The organism is Roseitranquillus sediminis, assembly GCF_016918935.1.
GTDB classification, from domain to species: Bacteria; Pseudomonadota; Alphaproteobacteria; order Rhodobacterales; family Rhodobacteraceae; genus Roseitranquillus; species Roseitranquillus sediminis.
In genome coordinates this window covers 138792-157192 of record NZ_JAFFOB010000019.1, presented here as the reverse complement: position 1 = coordinate 157192, position 18401 = coordinate 138792, and the positions used below count along the sequence as shown (strand labels likewise).

At 66.9% G+C, this 18401-nt stretch carries 18 protein-coding genes; 15 read left to right on the top strand and 3 right to left on the bottom strand.

Features of this window, described 5'->3' with window-relative positions; translation table 11 throughout:
• Positions 1–18: 18 nt before the first annotated feature.
• Positions 19–1539: a DMT family transporter gene (locus JM664_RS14275; protein WP_227420592.1), complete on the top strand. Its 1521-nt coding sequence runs from the start codon at positions 19–21 to the stop codon at positions 1537–1539.
• A 12-nt stretch (positions 1540–1551) separates the two neighbouring features.
• Here JM664_RS14275 and JM664_RS14270 read toward each other — a convergent pair whose 3' ends face one another.
• Together JM664_RS14270 and miaA are read right to left on the bottom strand one after the other, a co-directional pair.
• On the bottom strand, positions 1552–3186 hold the full coding sequence (locus tag JM664_RS14270; protein ID WP_227420742.1) for an ABC transporter substrate-binding protein: 1635 nt from the start codon (positions 3184–3186) through the stop codon (positions 1552–1554).
• A gap of 203 nt (positions 3187–3389) precedes the next feature.
• The gene (gene miaA / locus JM664_RS14265) at positions 3390–4253 is read right to left on the bottom strand and encodes a tRNA (adenosine(37)-N6)-dimethylallyltransferase MiaA (protein ID WP_227420591.1); all 864 of its coding nucleotides are present in this window, start codon (positions 4251–4253) and stop codon (positions 3390–3392) included.
• A gap of 127 nt (positions 4254–4380) precedes the next feature.
• On the opposite strand from miaA, the gene pyrH reads away from it, so the two are divergent.
• The 12 genes from pyrH (at position 4381) to lpxB (ending at position 16011) form a co-directional block, all read left to right on the top strand.
• Positions 4381–5067, top strand: a complete 687-nt coding sequence (gene pyrH, locus JM664_RS14260) for a UMP kinase (protein WP_227420741.1) — start codon at positions 4381–4383, stop codon at positions 5065–5067.
• A gap of 49 nt (positions 5068–5116) precedes the next feature.
• The gene (gene frr / locus JM664_RS14255; RefSeq protein WP_227420590.1) at positions 5117–5680 is read left to right on the top strand and encodes a ribosome recycling factor; all 564 of its coding nucleotides are present in this window, start codon (positions 5117–5119) and stop codon (positions 5678–5680) included.
• Positions 5680–6435, top strand: coding sequence for a polyprenyl diphosphate synthase (gene uppS, locus JM664_RS14250; protein ID WP_227420589.1), 756 nt, complete (start codon positions 5680–5682; stop codon positions 6433–6435). Before frr ends, uppS begins: the two co-directional genes overlap by 1 nt.
• The gene (locus JM664_RS14245) at positions 6432–7223 is read left to right on the top strand and encodes a phosphatidate cytidylyltransferase (RefSeq protein WP_227420588.1); all 792 of its coding nucleotides are present in this window, start codon (positions 6432–6434) and stop codon (positions 7221–7223) included. The genes uppS and JM664_RS14245 overlap by 4 nt, the downstream gene beginning before the upstream one ends.
• Positions 7223–8392: a 1-deoxy-D-xylulose-5-phosphate reductoisomerase gene (dxr, locus tag JM664_RS14240; RefSeq protein ID WP_227420587.1), complete on the top strand. Its 1170-nt coding sequence runs from the start codon at positions 7223–7225 to the stop codon at positions 8390–8392. The genes JM664_RS14245 and dxr overlap by 1 nt, the downstream gene beginning before the upstream one ends.
• Positions 8393–8396: 4 nt before the next feature.
• Positions 8397–9737 carry an RIP metalloprotease RseP gene (gene rseP, locus JM664_RS14235; RefSeq protein WP_227420586.1) on the top strand — a complete coding sequence of 447 codons (1341 nt, stop codon included), beginning with the start codon at positions 8397–8399 and terminating at the stop codon, positions 9735–9737.
• Positions 9738–9820: 83 nt separating this feature from the next.
• Positions 9821–12154: an outer membrane protein assembly factor BamA gene (gene bamA, locus JM664_RS14230; protein ID WP_406675804.1), complete on the top strand. Its 2334-nt coding sequence runs from the start codon at positions 9821–9823 to the stop codon at positions 12152–12154.
• Entirely contained in the window at positions 12154–12744 is a 591-nt protein-coding gene (locus JM664_RS14225) for an OmpH family outer membrane protein (RefSeq protein ID WP_227420584.1), read from the top strand. The genes bamA and JM664_RS14225 overlap by 1 nt, the downstream gene beginning before the upstream one ends.
• A gap of 70 nt (positions 12745–12814) precedes the next feature.
• On the top strand, positions 12815–13270 hold the full coding sequence (gene fabZ, locus JM664_RS14220) for a 3-hydroxyacyl-ACP dehydratase FabZ (protein WP_227420583.1): 456 nt from the start codon (positions 12815–12817) through the stop codon (positions 13268–13270).
• Between the two features lie 44 nt (positions 13271–13314).
• Complete coding sequence (lpxA, locus tag JM664_RS14215; protein WP_319637544.1) at positions 13315–14073, top strand: acyl-ACP--UDP-N-acetylglucosamine O-acyltransferase; 759 nt, start codon at positions 13315–13317, stop codon at positions 14071–14073.
• Positions 14045–14887, top strand: coding sequence for an LpxI family protein (locus JM664_RS18895; protein ID WP_227420582.1), 843 nt, complete (start codon positions 14045–14047; stop codon positions 14885–14887). The genes lpxA and JM664_RS18895 overlap by 29 nt, the downstream gene beginning before the upstream one ends.
• A complete protein-coding gene (gene lpxB, locus JM664_RS14205; RefSeq protein ID WP_227420581.1) occupies positions 14884–16011 on the top strand; it encodes a lipid-A-disaccharide synthase in 1128 nt (375 codons plus the stop codon). Before JM664_RS18895 ends, lpxB begins: the two co-directional genes overlap by 4 nt.
• On the opposite strand, the gene mnmA is transcribed toward lpxB, so the two are convergent.
• The gene (mnmA, locus tag JM664_RS14200; protein WP_227420580.1) at positions 16008–17144 is read right to left on the bottom strand and encodes a tRNA 2-thiouridine(34) synthase MnmA; all 1137 of its coding nucleotides are present in this window, start codon (positions 17142–17144) and stop codon (positions 16008–16010) included. The genes lpxB and mnmA overlap by 4 nt on opposite strands.
• Before the next feature lie 128 nt (positions 17145–17272).
• Here mnmA and sciP point away from each other — a divergent pair, with 128 nt between their 5' ends.
• Both sciP and ctrA read left to right on the top strand, forming a co-directional pair.
• The gene (gene sciP / locus JM664_RS14195) at positions 17273–17572 is read left to right on the top strand and encodes a CtrA inhibitor SciP (RefSeq protein WP_227420579.1); all 300 of its coding nucleotides are present in this window, start codon (positions 17273–17275) and stop codon (positions 17570–17572) included.
• A gap of 77 nt (positions 17573–17649) precedes the next feature.
• Complete coding sequence (gene ctrA, locus JM664_RS14190; protein ID WP_227420578.1) at positions 17650–18357, top strand: response regulator transcription factor CtrA; 708 nt, start codon at positions 17650–17652, stop codon at positions 18355–18357.
• Positions 18358–18401: the final 44 nt, after the last annotated feature.

Below are 18401 nucleotides of genomic sequence, written 5' to 3'. Positions count from 1 at the left end.
ACAGCCGGGGGAAGTGCAGTGTTTACCGAGAGCAGGGCGATCTACCTGATCCTGATTTCGGCGGTACTCTGGTCGGTGCAGCCGGCCTTCATCCTGCTCGTCGGCGTCGAATACGCGAACGCGGCGGCGCTGTTCATCGGCCTGACCGAGCTCATCGGCTCGATATTGGCGGGGGTCTTCGCATGGCGCCTGACGCCGCGCGACTTTCTCCGCCGCTTCTTCGCCGAACGGCGGCGCACTGTGCGGTTCCTGGCAGTCACGATCCTCGACGGAATCTTCGTTTCGGTGTCCTACACGGCGCTCATCTTCTCGGCCCGCACTTCCAGCCTGTCCGAGGCGGCGGTCCTCTTCGAATCCTGGCCGATTTTCGTCTCGGCGCTCCTGTTCTTCGTCCTGCCCAAGAAGGACGACAGCTTTACCGGCGCGGGCCTCGGCATCCTGCTTCTCGTCGCCGGCTTCTCGGTGCTGAACTTCAACGGGATCGAGGCGCTGATGCAGGACGGCTTCGACTGGCTCGACGGGCTGCCGCTGCTGTCTGCGGTATCCATGGCGCTCGCCGTGTCGATCATCCAGGTGCTGATCGCGGCCGACAAGGAACTGGGGGAGTGGCAGAACTTCTTCTTCGTCATGGCGGTGCGAAACGGGTTCGCGTTCCTCTTCATGTTCCTCATCTTCTGGTGGTCAGGCGAGACGCTCAGCGAAGGCGGCCGCGATCTGAGCTTCATGGCGCTGTCGCTAACGGTCGGCGCCTTCTTCTTTCTCTCCAGCGTTTTCTTCCACATGGGCTACAAGCTGGCGTCGACCAACGCGACCGGGCTGGTCGCGCTGCTCTCGCCGGTGCTCGGGCCGATCTTCCTCTTCGTGCTGGGCTATGCGTCGCCGACGGTCGGCTTCCTGATGGGGGCGGCCTTCATCCTCGGTGGCCTTGCCGTGTCGACGCGGGCCGACGACAACACCGCGAACTACAAGATCGTGCTGATCTCGACGCTGGCAATTGGCGCGGTCATCGTGATCTTCGATGGCTCGCCCGCCGAAAACTACTTCAACTATCTCAACGCGCTGGCTCTGTTCTACGGCATCATCCAGGCGAACATCCTCAACCAGCTTGTGCGGCGGCACGACGAGGTTCTAGCGCTCCATTCAGAGCTCTTCGTGCAGTTCAGCCTGCGGCGCGACCCGGAGCACCGCGCGCGGACACGCGCCGAAATCGAGCGGGTGCGGGACATCAGGCGACGGTCGAGTTCGCTCTCCGAGATCCTGCTGATGACGGTGATCTTCTTTGCCATCTCCGCAGTGATCGTGTTCGAGCGCGAGAATACGCTGCTGGGCGACTTCGTCGCGTTCACCATATCCGTGACCTCGCTCTACCTGCTTGGCATCTCGTGGCGCTACTTCACCGACATCGTGACCTCACCGGCGCGCCTAGGTCGGCACCGTCGGCGCGGGTCGAGCCTGAGGTTCCGGCTTTTCAGCCACGTCACGCTGATCGTGCTCTTCCTGTGGCTCTACCTGACGATCTACGCCACCTACGTGCTCTGAACGCCGCACGAGTCAGTCGGCTGGGCGCATTCCCGCCCAGCCGAGCCTATAGGGATAGATCTCGAACATCGGGTGCATCTCGGCCCCCGTCACGCCCTCGCGGAAGTGGCGGTAGGTCGAGCGCCAGTAGGGCTGGATGATGACGCCTTCTTCGCGCAGGAGTTGCTCTAGCTCGGCCATCACGACGCTGCGTCTTTCGGCCTCGGCGATGGCCATGGCCTCGGCGAGGAGCTGATCGAAGCGGGCATTGGAAAAGCCCGTCTCGTTCCAAGGCTCGCCGGAGCGGTAGGCCAACGCGAGCACCTGGACGCCCAGCGGCCGCTGGCTCCACTCCGTCGCGGAGAACGCGAAGTTCTGCCAGTCCTGGACGTAGGACGAGCTCGGCAGGATGGTGCGCCGCACGAGAAGCCCCGCATCTCGCAGCTGCGCCGCGACCGCGTCACAGGTGTCGCGCTGATAGCCGTCGTCGAGCGAGACCAGCTCGTGCTCGAAGTCTGCCATACCCGCCTCTTCCATCAGGGCGAGCGCCAGGTCGGGGTCGTGCTCGGCCGGTCCGATCTCGGCGTATTCTGGATGGATCGGGCAGACGTGGTGGTTTGCAGCGACGATGCCGAGGCTCTGGTAGCCGAGCTCCAGCAGGATCTCGTTGCTGCAGGCGAGCTGGAGCGCCCTGCGGACGCGCACGTCCGTGTAGGGGCGCCGTCCCCCGACCTCCGCCCTCTGGTTAGGCCGGATCACGATGGTGTTCGCGGTCACGGCCTCGGACTTCACCAGCTCCAGCGTGTCGAGGATCGCGATGAACTCGCCGACGCTCTCGTAGAGCATGTCGACCTCGCCTGCCTCAATGGCCGCGAGCCAGGTGGCGGGATCGGTACCGTAGTCGAGGTACTCGATCCGGTCGAGGGTGGCGCCGCCATAGACGTCTTGGCCCCACCAGTCATGCTCGCGGTTGCGGACGAGGACGCCCCGCTCGTTCAAGACGTACTCCGCGGGCAGGTAGGGACCGGTGCCGATCGGCTGCTCGATGGGATTGCCGCCGTCGTAGGAGGGATGGACAATGGCCGCCGGATAGTCGGCGAGGTTCGCGATCAGCGCGATGTTGGGTTCGGGCAGCGAGACGCGCAGGGTCGTGTCGTCCACCACCTCAAGCGTGCCGTCGCGCACTTCGCCAGTGGAGAAATCGACAATATTGGCAAATCGGGACGCCATCGAATTGCCTTCGACGGCCGGGTCGGCCCAGCGGCGGAAATTGTAGGCGACATGCTCCGCCGTCAGTGCGTCGTCATTGTTCCACGTCACGCCGGGGCGAACGCGCAGCACGTACTCGGTCGCGTCGTCGTTCACCTGCCACGAGTCGAGCAGCATCGGGCGGAATGTGCCGTCCGCCTGGTACTCGACCAGGTACTCGAGCCAGCCGCGGCCGAAGTTGGCCATCTCGCTCCAGTCCCAGAGGCGCGGGTCCTTCATCGCGATGATGTCCATCTGGACACGGAGCGTGCCGCCGCCTCGCGCCTCCTGTGCTCGAGCCGCTGGTGCCGCGAGACCGATGATCCCATAGGCCGTGCCCGACGAGACGCCGAGGGCAGTCGCGCGCGTCAGGAACTCGCGGCGGGAGAGACTCCCGGCGCGGAGCTCGGCCGCGTACATCCGGACGGCAGGGTGGATCCTAGGTCGGCCGATCGTTGACACGGGACTGTAGCCTCCTCGGCCTGGTCGATCGCGATGGCGTCGCCGCATCGCCGCCTGCGGTTCTTGCGGCTAGCGGATGACCGTTAATCGCTTCGACGGGATGAAAGGGGCAAAGCAGTGCGGGTGCAAGATGGAAGGTTGAACGCCGGGCCCACGCCGCATCACGGCAGCGAGATCGGAGTCCAGCCGCGCATCCGGGCGCGGAACCACGTCCGCTGGCGCTTCGCAAACTGACGGGTTGCGACGACCATGCGCTCGCGAACCTCTTCGAGGGGGAGGCGGCCGTCGAGGTGCGCCATCAGCTCTGCCGCGCCGATTGCCTTGGCGGAAGGCCGCGCGGGATTCCAGCCCGGCCGGTTCGCCTGCGCTTCGTCCACTGCGCCGTCGGTGAGCATCTTGTCGATCCGCGCGGCAAGCCGGGGCGTCAGACGCTCCGGCGGACATTCGACGAGCAGCGCCTGCGTGTCAGCCAGGGGCAGGATAGCCGGCGTCGGCCGGTCTTGCCACTCGGCGAGGCCACGACCCGTTGCTTGCAAGACTTCCCAGGCGCGGCGGACGCGAGCAGGGTTCGCGCAGTCGATGCGCGCGGCCGTCGCGGCGTCGATCTCGGCCAGCAGGACCTCGGCGGGCCGATCGCGTGCCGCCTGCCGGACCTCCTGCGGGACAGGTGGAATGTCGGCGAGTCCTTCTGTGAGCGCCATGAAGTAGAGGCCGGTGCCGCCGACGATAACTGGCCTGCGATGCCCGAGGAAGGGGGTCACGTCACGCAACCAGGCGCCGACGGAATAGTCGATGTCTCCCGCCACGTGGCCATAGAGCGCGTGCAGCACGCGCGCCTCATCCTCGGGCGAGGGTCGGGCGGTCAGCAAGCGCCAGTCGGAGAAGACCTGCAGCGCGTCGGCGTTGACGACGACGCCGCCGGTCCGCGCCGCCACCTCCATCGCCAGCGCCGACTTGCCGGAGCCTGTCGGACCCGCGATCAGCACCGGCCGTTCGGCGTCGAGCCGCTCGATGATCTCGCGCACGAAACACGTTCCAAGCGACTGTTGAACCCCGCCGGCTTTTCCGACATTTTGCCGCCGAATGCAAAAGCCGGGGGCGCACGTGGACCAAAGCACCAACCATCCGCGCCAGCCGACCTATTCCCGCGTGATGCTCAAGATCTCCGGCGAGGCGCTGATGGGCGACCAGGGCTTCGGCCTGCACCCGCCGACGGTCGCGCGCATCGCCAGCGAGGTGAAGTCGGTGCGTGATCTCGGCGTCGAGATCTGCATGGTCATCGGCGGCGGCAACATCTTCCGCGGCCTCCAAGGCTCGGCGCAGGGAATGGAGCGGACCACCGCCGACTACATGGGAATGCTGGCGACGGTGATGAACGCGCTGGCCATGCAGTCGGCGCTCGAGGGCATGGGCGTCTACACCCGCGTCATCAGCGCGATCCCTATGGACCAGATCTGCGAGCCCTACATCCGCCGCCGCGCGGTCCGTCACCTCGAGAAGAAGCGGGTCTGCATCTTCGCCGCCGGGACGGGAAACCCGTACTTCACGACCGATACCGCTGCGACGCTGCGCGCCAACGAGATGAGCTGCGAGGCGATCTTCAAGGGCACCAAGGTTGACGGCGTGTACGACCGCGACCCGAAGAAGAACCCGGACGCGCGCCGCTACGACACTGTGACCTACGACGAAGTGCTGGCGCAGCACCTCGGCGTCATGGACGCGAGCGCGATCGCGCTCGCGCGCGACAACCGCCTGCCGATCATCGTCTTCAGCCTCGACGAACCGGGCGGCTTCCGGGGGATCCTCGCCGGACAGGGCACCTATACAATCGTCTCCTGATGGCGATATAGAGGCGCCGAACATTCGAGAGGCGATCAGCGGGGAGAGCATGGCGGACGAGTTCGAGCTGGACATCGACGACCTGAAGCGGCGCATGGACGGCGCGATGGCGGCGCTGAAGACCGAATTCGCTTCACTGAGGACCGGCCGCGCCTCGGCCAACATGCTTGAGCCGGTGCATGTCGATGCCTACGGCCAGCAGACTCCGATCAACCAGCTCGGCACCGTCAACGTACCTGAGCCGCGGATGGTGACGATCAACGTCTGGGACAAGTCGATGGTCAGCAAGGTCGAGAAGGCGATCCGGGAGAGCGGCCTCGGCATCAATCCGCAGACCGACGGCACCATCATCCGCCTGCCGATCCCTGAGCTGAACGAGGAACGTCGTAGGGAATTGTCAAGGGTTGCGGCTCAGTATGCCGAGCACGCCCGTGTCGCGGTGCGCAACGTGCGCCGCGACGGGATGGACCGGCTGAAGCGCGCGAAGTCCGAGGGCATGAGTGAGGACGACCACAAGATCTGGGGCGACGAGGTGCAGAGCCTCACCGACGAGTACATCAAGGCGGTGGACCGCGCGCTCGAGACGAAACAGGAAGAGATCATGCAGGTCTGATGCCTGCTGTTCTCCAGGAGGGTGCCCCGGTGGACGGAGCCTATCACGAACGGACCGGACCGCGGCACGTCGCGATCATCATGGACGGCAACGGCCGCTGGGCGCAGGCACGCGGCAAGCCGCGGCTCTACGGTCACCATGCCGGCGGCCAGCGGGTGCGCGAGATCATGGAGGCGTGCCCCGATCTCGGGATCAAGTATCTGACCGTCTTTGCCTTCTCGACCGAGAATTGGAAGCGGACGCAGGCCGAGGTCTCGGGACTGATGAGCCTCTTCCGTCGTTACATAACCCGCGAGGCGCAGACGCTGGTAGATCACGGCGTGCGGGTGCGCTTCATCGGCGACCGCATCCGCCTCGACGAGACGCTCGTGCGCCTGATGGACGAGCTCGAGCTGCTGACGGCCGATAACGACCTGCTGCATCTCACCGTGGCGCTGAACTATGGCGGCCGGGACGAGGTGGCGCGGGCGACCAAGCGCCTGGCGCGCGAGGTTGCGGCGGGCCGGCTGGACCCTGAGCGCGTGGATGCCGAGACGCTGGCACGCTACCTCGACACCTATGTCCTTCCGGACCCTGACCTGGTGATCCGCACCAGCGGCGAAGCGCGGATCTCGAACTTCCTGCTCTGGCAGTCGGCCTATTCCGAGTACGAGTTCGTAGACACGCTCTGGCCGGACTTCACCCGCGCGGAGTTCTCGCGGCTCGTGGCCAACTTCGCCCGGCGAGAGCGACGGTTCGGCGCCGTTCCGACATGACGCCCGCGCCCGGGCGCTGGGAGGATCTGAACACGCGGCTGGCCACGAGCGCGGTGATCGCGGTGTTCGGCCTGCTGGCGGTCTGGATCGGCGGCTGGATCTTCGTCGCGCTGGTGGCGGTCGTCTGCGCCGTCCTGACGTGGGAACTGGTGCAGATGCTCAAGGCCGGCAGCCGCATGGCGCTGCCTCTGGCTGGGCTGGCGGCCGGTGTCATCCTGCTAGGCGAATTCCTGCCGCCGGGGTTTGCGTTGCCGTTCCTGCTGGCGCCGGCAATGGTGGGTATCGGCCAGCTCGAGCGAAATCGCACCGTCTTCGCCGTCTTTACCACGTTGATCCTCGTCGCGGGCTATGGCCTGCTGGTGCTGAGGACGGGCTTCGGCTTTTACTGGATGCTCTGGCTCGTATCGGTCGTGATTGTGACGGATGTCGGCGGCTACTTCGCTGGCCGCTGGCTCGGCGGGCCGAAGTTCTGGCCGCGCGTGAGCCCCAAGAAGACGTGGTCGGGCACGGTCGCCGGCTGGATCGCGGCGGCGATCGTCGGCGCGGTCTTCGTAGCGATCTTCGGCGGCAGCACGCAGCTTATCGGCGTGAGCATCGCGATCTCGATGGCGAGCCAGCTGGGCGACATCGCAGAGAGCGCGGTGAAGCGGCGGATGGGCGTCAAGGACAGCTCGACGCTGCTGCCCGGGCACGGGGGACTCTTCGACCGCTTCGACGGGATGCTGGGCGCCTCCATCTTCTTCCTGCTGGTCGAGCAGCTGGTCGTCTTTCCCCCACTCGCCTACTGATGCGCCGCGCCTCCGTCTTCGGCGCGACCGGCTCGATCGGTTGCAACACGGTTGAGCTGATCGCTGCATCGCCGGAGGAGTGGGACGTCGTCGCGCTGACCGGGGGGCACAACGTGGCCCTGCTGGCCGAGCAGGCGCGGCGGCTACATGCCGAGCTTGCGGTGACGGCGCACGCGGAGTGCCTCGCCGATCTGCGCGAGGCGCTGGCAGGCAGCGGGATCGAGGCGGCCGCAGGGCAGGCGGCGCTTCTCGAGGCGGCGGAACGGCAGGCCGACTGGATCATGTCCGCAATCGTTGGCGCGGCCGGGCTGGCGCCGGGCCTCAAGGCACTGGAGCAGGGAAGCACGCTGGCCCTCGCAAACAAGGAGAGCCTCGTCGCCGCCGGTCCACTCCTCATGCGGACCGCGCGCCAGGCCGGCGCGACGGTGCTGCCGGTCGACAGCGAGCACTCGGCGGTCTTCCAGGCGCTGGTTGGCGAGGATCTGGAACAGGTCGAGCGCATCGTCATAACCGCCTCGGGCGGCGCGTTTCGCGACTGGTCGCTGGAGCGTCTGGCGGCGGCGACACCGGAGGAGGCTGCTTGTCATCCCAACTGGGACATGGGCCAGCGGATCACGATCGACAGCGCCAGCCTCTTCAACAAGGCGCTCGAGGTGATCGAGACGCGGGAGTATTTCGGCGTGGCGCCCGAGAGCATCGAGGTGCTGGTGCATCCCGAGAGCCTGGTTCACGCGCTGGTAGGCTTCGTCGACGGCGGGTTGATGGCGCATCTGGGACCACCGGACATGCGTCATGCGATCGGCTACGCCATGCACTGGCCCGAGCGGCGGGCGCTGCCGGTCGAGCGGCTGGACCTAGCGCGTGTCGGGAGCCTCACGTTTCGCGCGCCGGACGAGGTGCGATGGCCGGCGCTGCGCCTCGCGCGCGAAGTCATGGCCGCCGGCGCGCTGAGCGGCGCGGCCTTCAACGCGGCCAAGGAAGCGGCGCTCGACGCGTTCCTCGAGCGCAGGATCGGCTTTGCCGAGATGGCGGAGGTGGTCGAGGAGGTGCTGGCCCGGCTTGACGGTGAGACTGCGCTGTGCGCCGACGTCACACTTGAACACGTGATGGAAGTGGACCACCTAGCACGACAGCGAGCGGACGAGGCGGTTCGCGAAAGACGGACCTGAGAGCATGGACCTCGTCAGCCTTTTGCCGTCCTTCGGCAACGTCATCTGGACCCTCGCGGCCTTCGTGGTCGCATTGTCGGTGATCGTCGCGATCCACGAGTTCGGGCACTATATCGTCGGTCGCTGGAGCGGCATTGATGCCGAGGTCTTCAGCCTGGGATTCGGCCCCGTGCTCTTCAGCCGAATGGATCGACGCGGCACGCGCTGGCAGGTCGCCGCCCTGCCGCTTGGTGGCTACGTGCGATTCCTAGGCGACGCCGACCCTGCCTCGGCGGGCGCCGACGACGAGGTCGTGGCGGCGATGACCGAGGACACTCGTCGCCGGACCATGCAGGGCGCCCCGCTCTGGGCGCGGGCGGCTACGGTCGCGGCGGGACCGTTCTTCAACTTTGCGCTCTCTATCCTGGTCTTCGCGGCGGTGCTGACGCTGCAGGGCGTGGCGTCGGAGCCGCTGACGGTCGGGGCGGTGCGGCAGGAGGTGCCCGGCGCGGCGGCGCTCGAGGCAGGGGACCGGATCCTCTCTATCGACGGCGAGGTACTGCCGGACGTGGGCGGACTGGACGCGGTCCTGCCGGCGCTGCCGGAGGAGAGTCCGCTGGATTATGAGGTCGAGCGTGACGGTGAGAGGCTCGTGGTCGCCGCGCCGCACCCGCTCCCGCCGCTGGTGGCCGGCGTCACGCCGGGTTCGGCCGCCGCCGATGTGGGATTAGGCGAGGGCGACCTGATCGTCGCCATCGAGGGAGAGCCGGCGGAGACCTTTGCCGACCTGCGCGACGCGGTCGCGGCCTCAGAGGGGCGGCCCGTCCTGCTCGAAGCCATGCGCGACGGCGAGAGGCTGGAGATCGTCGTGGTGCCGCGGCGGACCGACGTGCCGACGCAGGACGGGGGGTTCGAGACGCGGTGGCTCGTCGGGATATCCGGTGGGCTGCTCTTCGAGCCCCAGACGCGGACGCCGGGGCCGCTGTCCGCGCTCGGCTACGGCGTGGAGCAGACGGCCTTCATCGTGGAGTCGAGCCTCTCGGGGCTCTGGCACATGGCGGCCGGCGCGATCAGCTCGTGCAACCTGAGCGGCCCGATCGGCATCGCCCAGACCAGCGGTGCGGCGGCCAGCCAGGGCTGGCTCAGCTTCGTGTGGTTCATCGCGGTGCTATCCACCGCGGTCGGTTTGCTGAACCTGTTCCCGATCCCAATCCTCGACGGCGGGCACCTCGTGTTCCACGCCTACGAGGCGGTTTCAGGCCGGCCACCAAGCGACCGGGCGCTTAGGGTGCTGATGGCGATGGGCCTCGCGTTCCTTCTGACATTGATGGCCTTCGCGCTGACCAACGACCTCTTCTGCCCCTGACGCGCCTGCATCGGCTTTTGACATGATCTGACGTTGCCGTTACTCCGATCCTAAAAGCAGGCGATCGGGCGGGGACAGACATGATGAGAGCTCTTTCGGGGCGTGTCGGCGGGGCTGGCGCGCCTCTGGCTTTGGCAGCGTTGCTCTTCGGCCTCGTGCTGGGGTGGGTCCCGCCACCGGCGGCGGCTCAGGGTTTCAGCTTCGGCTCGGTGGCGATCGAGGGGAACCAGCGGATCGAGGACGCCACGATCCTCGAGTATCTCGACATCGGGAGCGGTCAGGCGGTGAGCGGTGGCGATCTCAACGCGGCCTACCAGCGGCTGATCAACTCAGGCCTCTTCGAAACGGTGGAGATCACGCCGCGGAGCGGCACTCTCGTCGTGGAGGTGGTCGAGCGGCCAACGATCAACGCCATCGCGATCGAGGGCAACCGGCAGATCGACGACGAGCGCATCCTGACGGTGGTGCAGTCGCAGCCGCGCCGGGTCTTCTCGCCGTCGCTGGCGGAGCAGGACGCGCAGCGCATCGCCGAGGCCTACCGCGTCAGCGGACGCCTTGCGGCGACGGTCGAGCCGCGGATCATTCGCCGCCAGGGCAACCGCGTCGACCTCGTCTTCGAGGTGACCGAAGGGCGGATCGTCGAGAACGAGCGGATCTCGTTCGTAGGCAACCGCGCCTATTCTGACCGGCGGCTGCGCCGGGTGCTGGAGACCTCGCAGGCCGGCCTGCTGCGCCGTCTTATCCAGAGTGACACCTTCGTCGCCGAGCGCATCGAGGTCGACCGGCAGCTTCTGCGGGACTTCTACCAGTCGCGCGGCTATGTAGACTTCCGCATCCTCGACGTGACCACCGAGCTGGCGCGCGAGCGGGACGCGACCTTCATCACGTTTGTTGTGCAGGAGGGACAATCCTTTGATTTCGGCGTCATCACCGCGGCAAGCGAAGTTCCCGGCGTCGACGCGGCCGACTACCTTGCGGTAAGCCGCATCCGCCCGGGCCAGACCTACAGCCCAACGGCGGTCGAGAACACGATCGCGCGGATGGAGCGTCTGGCGACGCAGCGCGGCCTCGACTTCATCCGGGTGGAGCCGGTCGTAAGCCGCGACGACCGCAACCTCGAGCTCGACATCGAGTTCCGCATTTCGCGTGGGCCGCGGGTCTTCGTCGAACGGATCGACATCGAGGGCAACCAGACGACGCTCGACCGGGTGATCCGACGCGAGTTCCGCACCGTGGAAGGCGATCCCTTCAACCCGCGGGAGATCCGGGCTGCGGCCGAGCGGATCCGGGCACTGAACTACTTTGCCAACGTGGACGTCAACGCGCGCGAGGGTTCATCGTCAAACCAAGTCGTCGTCGACGTCGACGTGGAGGAGCAGCCGACCGGTTCGCTCTCGTTCGGGGCGAGCTATAGCGACGAATCGGGCCTCGGCTTTGCGCTCAGCTTTTCCGAACGCAACTTCCTCGGGCGCGGCCAGACGCTGCGCTTCGAAGTGAACACCGGCGTCGACAACGCCTCGTCTCGGATCACCTTCATCGAGCCCTACGTGCTGAGCCGCGACCTGCGGTTCAGGTTCGACGCGTTCTACGCGACGACAGACCGCGATAACTCGTATTACGACACCGAGGTTGTCGGAGTGTCGCCCAGCATCAACTTCCCGATCAGCGAGAACGGGCGACTGACCCTGCGCTATTCGATCTCGCGCGACACGATCGACGACATCGATGAAGATTCCTCTCCCATCCTGCTCGAGGAGGAGGGGACCCTCTGGACAAGCGCCGTCGGCTACACCTTTACCTACGACACCCGCCGCACCGGGCTGAACCCGAACGCGGGATTTCTCTTCAGCTTCGGTCAGGACTTCGCCGGCGTCGGCGGCGACAACCAGTACATCAAGACGACGGCCGAACTGACCGGACAGACGCTCGTCTGGAACGAGGAGGTGACGCTGCGAGCCACGATCGAGGGCGGCGCGCTGACGATGATCGACGGCGACAGCCGCGTCACCGACCGGTTCTTCCTTTCGTCGCGCCAGTTGCGCGGCTTCGAGTCGCGCGGCGTTGGTCCGCGCGACCTCAACGTCGACAACGATGACGTGCTCGGCGGCAACTACTACGCCGCGGCGCGCTTCGAGACCGAGTTCCCGCTCGGCCTGCCGGACGAGTACGGCGTCACCGGCGGCGCGTTCCTCGACTTCGGTTCGGTCTGGTCGCTCGACGACGTGGACGGCGGGTCGGACGGCGACGACGGGGACGAACTGCTGGACGACGAATTCGCGCTTCGCTCGGCCGTTGGACTCTCGCTCTTCTGGGACACGCCGCTCGGGCCGCTGCGGTTCAACTTCTCGACGCCGCTCATCAAGGAAGAGTACGACGAGGAGCGGAACTTTGCGTTCACGTTCTCGACCCGGTTCTGATGGCGGCGCGTGCCCTCCTCGTCGCCGCCTTCCTTGGCCTTGCGGCGCCGGCCGCAGGGCAGGAGGAGGCGCCGGCCCCAATCCTCGTGATCGACCAGGACCGCCTCTTCACCGAGAGTCGCTTTGGCCAGAGAGTTTTGGCCCAGATCGAGGAGCGGTCGGCGGCACTGGCGGCCGAGAACCGAGCGATAGAGGCCGAACTGATCGCAGAGGAGCGCGATCTCACCGAAAGACGCCCCCAGATGACGCCGGAGGAGTTCCGCCGGCTGGCGGATGCGTTCGACCAGAAGGTCCAGCGCGTCCGCGATGAACAGGACACCAAGTCGAGCGAGCTGGCCGGGCTGCGGGATCGCGAGCGGCAGGCGTTCGCTGCATACGTAACGCCAGTGCTAGCGGAAATCCTGCGCGACCGCGGCGCGCTCATCATCCTCGAGCGCCGGGCGGTTTTCATTGCCTCGCAGCAAATCGACGTGACTGACGAGGTGATCCGCCGGATCGACGCCGAGGTCGGCGATGGTGAGAGCGTGGTGGACGAGGCCCCGGCAAGCTCCGAGGAAGCCGGGCCGGACGCGGTCACGACCGGCGAATGACCGTCGGTGCCTTGCCGGGATGCTGCGTGCTTGCTACGACGCGCAGCATCCGAGCACGAGGCGACATCCGATGAGCGAATTGCCCAGCGCCGACATCGCCCTGATCCGGCGGATCCTGCCGCACCGGTATCCCTTCCTGCTAGTCGACCGGGTCGAGGAGATCGATGGCACGCAGAGCGCCGTCGGGATCAAGAACGTCACCGCCAACGAGCCGCACTTTCAGGGGCACTTCCCGGAGATGCCTGTCATGCCTGGCGTGCTGATCGTCGAAGCGATGGCGCAGACGGCGGCGGTGATGGTGGGCGTGACCATAAAGCTCGCCGACAAGGCGATGCTCGTCTACTTCATGGGGATCGATCAGGTGAAATTTCGCCGGATGGTGCGGCCGGGCGACGTGCTCACAATGCGTGTCGAGACCCGGCGCGGCGGCGGGAAGGTCTGGAAATTTACGGGCCGCGCAACAGTCGGGGACGAACTCGCGGCCGAGGCAGAGTTCACCGCGATGATGGACCTCCCGAAGGCGTGAGCGCGTCGGCAATCCACCCGTCAGCTCGAGTTCATCCCTCGGCGGTGATTGAGGAGGGCGCGGTCCTGGGCGACGGCGTCATCGTTGGCGCATTTTCAATGGTCGGTCCGGACGTGCGGCTGGCTGCGGGCGTCGAGCTGAAGTCGCACGTCGTTTTGACCGGCCGTACCGAGATTGGCGAAAGCACCGTCATCTTCCCCTTCGCAAGCGTTGGTGAGATCCCGCAGGACCTCAAGTACCGTGGGGAACTCACGCGGCTGATCGTCGGTGCCCGCTGCCGGATCCGCGAAGGCGTGACGATGAACACCGGCACCGAGGGTGGCGGCGGTGTGACACGCGTCGGCGACGACTGCCTCTTCATGACCGGCGCGCATGTGGGTCACGACGCGCAGGTGGGCGACCGGGTGATCGTCGCGAACCAGAGCGCCCTCGCGGGCCATGTGGTGGTCGAGGACGACGTGATCATCGGCGGCCTGTCGGGCATCCACCAGTTCGTGCGGATCGGCCGCGGCGCGATCATCGGCGCCGTCACCATGGTGACGAACGACGTCATCCCCTACGGTCTCGTCCAGGCGCCGCGCGGAATGCTCGACGGGCTGAACCTCGTCGGACTGAAGCGCAAGGGCGTCGCGCGCTCGGACATTACTGCGCTGCGCGCCGCATATCAGATGCTGGCGCAGGGTGAAGGTGCATTCCAGGAACGGGCGCGCCGGCTGGCCGACGAGACCGACAGCGACTATGTTCGCACCATCGTCGATTTCATCCTGAGCGACAGTGACCGATCCTTCCTCAAGCCCGGCTAGACATCGCCGCGCGATCGTCGGCGGACGCGGCCGGCTGGCGGACCTCGTCGCCGATGCGTCGCCGAGCGATACCTGCATCTACGCTCCCGAAGGGGTCGGCTTCGGCACCGACGGCCGTAGCGCCCGCTCGTTCCGAGTTGAGCGGCTTGGCGGGCTGATCGCGGACATGCGGTCGCGCGACGTGGGCGAGCTGGTGCTGGCGGGCGCGATGCGGCGGCCGCGGCTCGAGCTTGAACAGATGGACAGATTCACGCGCACCGCGATGACGCGACTGGCGCCCGCGATGCGCGCCGGCGACGACACACTGCTGCGCACCGTGATCTCCATCTTTGAGGAGGAAGGTTTCCGCGTGCTCCCGGCCCAGGAGGCCGCGCCGGCGCTGCTCCCGGAGACCGGGCTCCTGAGCCGGGCGCGACCCTCGCCGCAGGACGAGGAGGACGCTACGCGCGGCTTTGAGGTGCTACGGCTGATCGGCGCGGCGGACATCGGGCAGAGCCTTGCGGTAGCGCAGGGCCAGGTTCTCGCGGTGGAGGCCGGCCCGGGTACCGACTGGATGCTGGATACACTCTCGGGCGATGTGCCGGGGCGGCCGGAACCTCACGATGGACGCGGCGTGCTTTGCAAGGCGCCGAAACCGGGGCAGGACCGGCGGGTCGACCTGCCGGTCATTGGTCCAAAAACGGTAAGGGCCGCGGCGCGAGCTGGTCTCGCGGGACTGGCCGTCGAGGCGGGCGGCGTCATGGTGCTCGACCGGTCGGAGGTGACGGAGGCCGCCGACGAGGTCGGCCTCTTCGTGTGGGTACGCGCCTCGTGAAGCTGTTTCTCACGGCGGGCGAGCCATCGGGGGACCGGCTTGGTGCGGCGCTGCTCGCCGGGCTCAGGAGCATCGTGCCGGACCTTGAGGTGCAGGGCGTGGGCGGGCCGCTGATGGCGGAGCAGGGGCTGACGAGCCTCTTTCCGATGGACGACCTTTCGGTCATGGGTATCGCCGAAATCCTGCCGCGCTATCGCCTGCTGCGCCGGCGGATCGGAGAGACAGCGGCCGCTGCGGTCCAGGCACGGCCCGACGCCCTCATCACCATCGACAGCCCGGACTTCTCGCTTCGCGTGATCCGCAAGGTCCGCAGCCGGCAGAAGGTTCACACCGTCCATTACGTCGCACCAACCGTCTGGGCATGGCGATCGGGCCGCGCCATGAGGATGGCGCCGATGGTGGACCAGGTGCTGGCGCTTTTTCCGTTCGAGCCGCCTTACTTGGAGGCAGAGGGAATGCGCTGCGACTTTGTCGGGCATCCCGTCGTGACGGAAAGGCAGGCGAGCGACAGCGAGGTCGCGGCGCTGCGTGCGAGGCTCGGGCCGGGTGCGCCGGTCGTCCTGGTCCTGCCCGGCTCGCGGCACGGTGAGGTGGCGCGGCTGGCCCCGATCTTCGGCGCGACGCTGCGCCGGGTGGCGGAGCGCCACCCGAACTTGCGGGTACTGGTGCCGGCGCTGCCCCAGCGCGCTGCCGAGGTCGCGCAACTGGCGTCGGAATGGCCCGGCGCGCCGCTGATCGTGACCGAGCGGGAGGAAAGGCGTGCTGCCTTCAAGGCTGCCGATGTGGCGCTGGCCAAATCCGGCACGGTCACGCTGGAGCTGGCCGCCGCAGGTACGCCAATGGTCGTCGGCTATGACATGACGTGGATCAGCCGGCAGATCCTGAAGCGGATGCTCAGGACCGACACCGTCACGCTCGTGAACCTTGTCTCGGAAACACGTGCGGTGCCGGAGTTCCTTGGCGCCGACTGCCGCCCGGACCTGATGGCGCGTGCACTGGTGAGGCTGCTCGAGAATCCGTCACCGCAGATCGAGGCGCTGGAAACGACGATGAGGCGCTTGGGCCGCGGAGGGACGGAGCCGGGGCTGCGGGCCGCGCGGGCGGTGCTGGACGGACTGCCCTAGCCGGCGACGATCCAGCCGCCGCCGAGCACGCGCGTGGTGCCGGTGTCGTAGAAAACGCAGGCCTGTCCGGGCGACACGCCTTCTTCGGGCGACAAAAGCTCGACCTCTGCCGTAGCCGGCGACAGCGGGCGCAGGGTCGCTTCGCGCGGCGGCCGCGTCGAGCGGACCTTGACCGAAATCTCGCGCGGCCCGTCGTCGAGCGCACCTTCGCCCAGCCAGTTGATCTCGGCCACCGGGACGCGTCTCGTGGCGAGCATCTCCTTCGGGCCGACGACCACCTCGCGCCGGTCGACGTCAAGCCTGACGACGTAAAGCGGCTCGCTCAGGCCGCCGATACCGAGGCCGCGCCGCTGGCCGACGGTGTAGTGGATGACGCCGCGGTGCGCGCCAAGAACGCGGCCATCGGCGTGCACGATCTCGCCCGGATCAGCCGCACCGGGTCGCAGCTTCTCGATCACGGCCGCGTAGTTGCCATTCGGCACGAAGCAGATGTCCTGGCTGTCAGGCTTGTCGGCGATCGGCAGACCATGTTTCCCCGCGAGCGCCCGCGTCTCGGCTTTCGACGCGAGGCCACCGAGCGGAAAGCGCAGGTAGGACAGCTGCTCCGGCGTGGTCGAGAACAGGAAGTACGACTGGTCGCGCGCCGGATCGGCGGCGACGTGCAGCTCAGGCCCCGCGGCACCGACCTCGCGCCGTATGTAGTGGCCCGTCGCCATGCAGTCCGCCTCGAGGTCGCGCGCGGTCTCGAGCAGGTCGCGGAACTTGACGCGTTCGTTGCAGCGGATGCAGGGCACAGGCGTCGCGCCGGCCAAGTAGGCGTCCGCGAAGTCGCCGATGACCGAGTCGCGAAAGCGGCTCTCGTAGTCGAGGACGTAGTGCGGAAAGCCCATCCGCTCGGCGACGCGGCGCGCATCGTGAATGTCCTGCCCCGCACAGCAGGCGCCCTTTTTCGCAAGCGCGGCGCCGTGGTCGTAGAGCTGCAGCGTGATGCCGACGACGTCATACCCCTCGGCCGCCAGCTCCGCCGCCACGACCGAGCTGTCGACGCCCCCGGACATCGCGACGACGACGCGCGTCTCGGACGGGGCCTTGGCGAAGCCGAGCGAGTTCAGCGCGGTGCTGTCGAGGGCCATGAGTCATCCTTCGGGAAAAAGCCGTCGGAAATATAGGAAAATCCGCCACATTCGCAAGTGACGGCTTTACGGCAAGGTAAGGCGCCGCACGGCATCGAAAGCTCCAAGCTGTAGTGAGGGGTGACGAGATGTACCTGAGGAAAGTGGACGGGCCGCGTGCGGTGACGTTGCCGGACGGAACGATCATGACACGGGCAGATTTGCCTCCCGAGAACACCCGACGCTGGGTCGCGAGCCGCAAGGCCGCCGTGGTGCGTGCGCTGGATGCCAGGCTCATCGGCGAGGAGGAGGCGATGTCGAAATATTCCTTGTCTTTCGAGGAGTTGCAAGCTTGGCGGGAGGCCGTCGTACAGCATGGAGAGATTGCGCTGAAAGCCACCACGTGCCAGCGGTATAGACAACTCAAAGTTGAGGCAGATAAAGTGTAAATGATGGTAACGTGTGGTTAACCACTGCGCGTCTAAGGTTAACGCCATCGCGAGGGGATGACTGCGGAGATATCGGAATGCGCGTACTGCTGGTTGAGGACGACCCGACCACGTCGAAGAGCATCGAACTGATGCTGACCCATGCCAACCTCAATGTCTATGCCACGGACCTTGGGGAGGAAGGGATCGACCTGGCCAAGCTCTACGACTACGACCTGATCCTCCTGGACCTCGGGTTGCCCGACATCAACGGCCACGAAGTGCTGCGCCAGCTGCGACTCGCCAAGGTCGACACGCCGATCCTGATCCTATCGGGCAACGACGACACGGAGAACAAGATCAAAGGCTTCGGCTTCGGCGCCGATGACTACCTGACCAAGCCGTTCCACCGCGAGGAGTTGGTGGCGCGCATCCACGCGATCATCCGCCGGTCCAAGGGACACTCGCAGTCGATCATCCGCACCGGCAAGATCGCGGTAAACCTCGACGCGAAGACGGTAGACGTCGACGGCACCCCGGTCCACCTGACCGGCAAGGAGTACCAGATGCTGGAGCTCCTCTCCCTTCGCAAGGGCACCACGCTGACCAAGGAGATGTTCCTGAACCATCTCTACGGCGGCATGGATGAGCCGGAGCTGAAGATCATCGACGTCTTCATCTGCAAGCTGCGAAAGAAGCTCGCGCAAGCCACCGGCGGCGACAACTACATCGAGACGGTCTGGGGCAGGGGTTACGTTTTGCGCGATGCCGAGCCGGCTGCGGAAGGACGCCGCAAGATCGCCTGAGACTCACGAAGCGGGGATGCTGCAAGGGGCCTTCGGGCCCCTTT